Below are 2,219 nucleotides of genomic sequence, written 5' to 3' on the forward strand. Positions count from 1 at the left end.
CCGCCGTGTGGGGCCTCGGCCGGTCCCGCCGCCGCGAGGCCGGCGACGACGGTGGTCAGCGCCGCCACCTCGGTTTCGTCGGGGTTCCCGCGCACGATCCGCAGGACGGGAACCTCCGCCGTGTCCGGGCCCGGCGCGTCGGTGTCGGCCATCGCGGTCCTTCCTTCAACGTCCATTCGCGGGTCTGGGGTGGCGACTCGCAGTCGTGGGATGTCGACTCGCGGGTCTGGGGTGGCGACTCGCGGGTTACAGGGGGATGTTGCCGTGCTTCTTCGGGGGGAGGGTCTCGCGTTTGTCGGCCAGCATCCGCAGCGAGCGGGCCACGTGGCCGCGGGTGTGCGAGGGCGGGATCACCGTGTCGACGTAGCCGCGTTCGGCGGCCACGTACGGGTTGCACAGGGTGTCCTCGTACTGCTGGATCAGCTGCTCGCGCAGGGCCTCGACGTCCTCACCCGCCTCGGCGGCGTTGGCCAGCGTCTTGCGGTGCACGATGTTGGCCGCGCCCTGCGCCCCCATCACCGCGATCTGGGCCGTCGGCCAGGCGATGTTCACGTCGGCGCCGAGGTGCTTGGACCCCATCACGTCGTACGCGCCGCCGTACGCCTTACGGGTGATCACCGTGACCAGCGGCACCGTGGCCTCGGCGTAGGCGTAGATGAGCTTGGCGCCGCGCCGGATGATGCCGTTGAACTCCTGGTCGGTGCCCGGCAGGAAGCCCGGCACGTCCACGAAGGTCAGCACCGGCACGTTGAACGCGTCGCAGGTGCGCACGAACCGGGCGGCCTTCTCGGAGGCGTCGATGTCCAGGCAGCCGGCGAACTGGGTGGGCTGGTTGGCGACCACGCCCACGCTGCGCCCGTCCACACGGCCGAAACCGACCACGACGTTCGGCGCGAACAGTTCGTGGACCTCGCAGAACTCGCCGTCGTCCACGACACGGGTGATGACCTCGTGCATGTCGTAGGGCTGGTTCGGCGAGTCCGGGATGAGCGTGTCGAGTTCCCGGTCGCCGTCGGTGACCCCGTCGGCGATCGACTCGGCGACCGGTTCGGGCGCGTCGAACACCGGCGGTTCCGAGAGGTTGTTCGCGGGCAGGAAGGACAGCAGCTCCTTGACGTAGGAGACGGCGTCCTCCTCGTCGGAGGCCAGGTAGTGCGCGTTGCCCGACTTCGTGTTGTGCGTGCGGCCCCCGCCCAGCTCCTCGAACGTGACGTCCTCGCCGGTGACGGTCTTGATGACGTCGGGGCCGGTGATGAACATCTGCGAGGTCTGGTCGACCATCACGACGAAGTCGGTCAGCGCGGGGGAGTACACGTGTCCGCCCGCGTTCGCGCCCATGATCAGCGAGATCTGCGGGATCACCCCGGAGGCGTGCGTGTTGCGGCGGAAGATCTCGGCGTAGAGGCCCAGCGAGACCACGCCCTCCTGGATGCGCGCGCCGCCGCCCTCGTTGATCCCGATGATCGGCCTGCCGGTCTTGAGGGCCAGGTCCATCACCTTGACGATCTTCTCGCCGTACACCTCGCCCAGCGAGCCGCCGAACACGGTCACGTCCTGGCTGAACACGCAGACCGGCCGCCCGTCGATGGTGCCGTGCCCGGTGACCACCCCGTCGCCGTAGGGCCGGTTGGCGTCCTGGCCGAAGTTCGTGGACCGGTGCCGGGCCAGCGCGTCCAGCTCCACGAACGAACCGGGGTCGAGCAGCAGGTCGATGCGCTCCCGCGCGGTCTTCTTGCCCTTCGCGTGCTGACGCTCCACCGCACGCGCCGAGCCCGCGTGGATCGCCTCGTCGTTGCGGCGGTAGAGGTCGGCGAGCTTGCCGGCCGTGGTGTGGATGTCCGGCTCGTCTCCGGGAGGGGTCCCGAGTGGCTCCGTCGCGCTGCTCATGCCCGCCGAGCTTAATCAGGGTGACGGCGCGCACGGGATGTGGCGTAGGCAACGTCACCACGGAGATCACCGGCCCCGGTGTGCGGCCGCCACCCACACCGGCGTCGGCGCCCCACGGCGGTCCGCGGCGTCCGCCGGCGCGGTCTAGGGTCTGCGGATGTGACAGCGCACCGATCCCTGGACCCCGCACGGCTGCGGTCGCGGTTGCTCGCCCCGGCGGGTCCGTACGCGACCGTGGACGTCGTCGGCAGCACCGGCTCCACCAACGCCGACCTGCGGGAGGCGGTCGTCACGGGCGCCGCCGACCGCACCGTGCTGCTCGCCGAGGAGCA

The 2,219-nt window shown here is 70.8% G+C and carries 2 protein-coding genes and 1 pseudogene; 1 reads left to right on the plus strand and 2 read right to left on the minus strand.

What is annotated here, in order from left to right; all coding sequences use genetic code 11:
- Positions 1 to 176 (minus strand): acyl-CoA carboxylase subunit epsilon (locus tag SACHA_RS23955; RefSeq protein WP_332253627.1); only part of this gene is annotated, 176 nt, incomplete at its 3' end.
- Positions 177 to 246: 70 nt separating this feature from the next.
- Positions 247 to 1,887, minus strand: a complete 1,641-nt coding sequence (locus tag SACHA_RS0113695; protein ID WP_019810705.1) for an acyl-CoA carboxylase subunit beta — start codon at positions 1,885 to 1,887, stop codon at positions 247 to 249.
- Positions 1,888 to 2,046: 159 nt separating this feature from the next.
- Between SACHA_RS0113695 and SACHA_RS25505 the strand changes: the two are divergent.
- Positions 2,047 to 2,219, plus strand: a pseudogene (locus tag SACHA_RS25505) (biotin--[acetyl-CoA-carboxylase] ligase); the annotation flags it as partial.

This window comes from Saccharomonospora halophila 8, from assembly GCF_000383775.1.
Classification (GTDB): domain Bacteria; phylum Actinomycetota; class Actinomycetes; order Mycobacteriales; family Pseudonocardiaceae; genus Saccharomonospora; species Saccharomonospora halophila.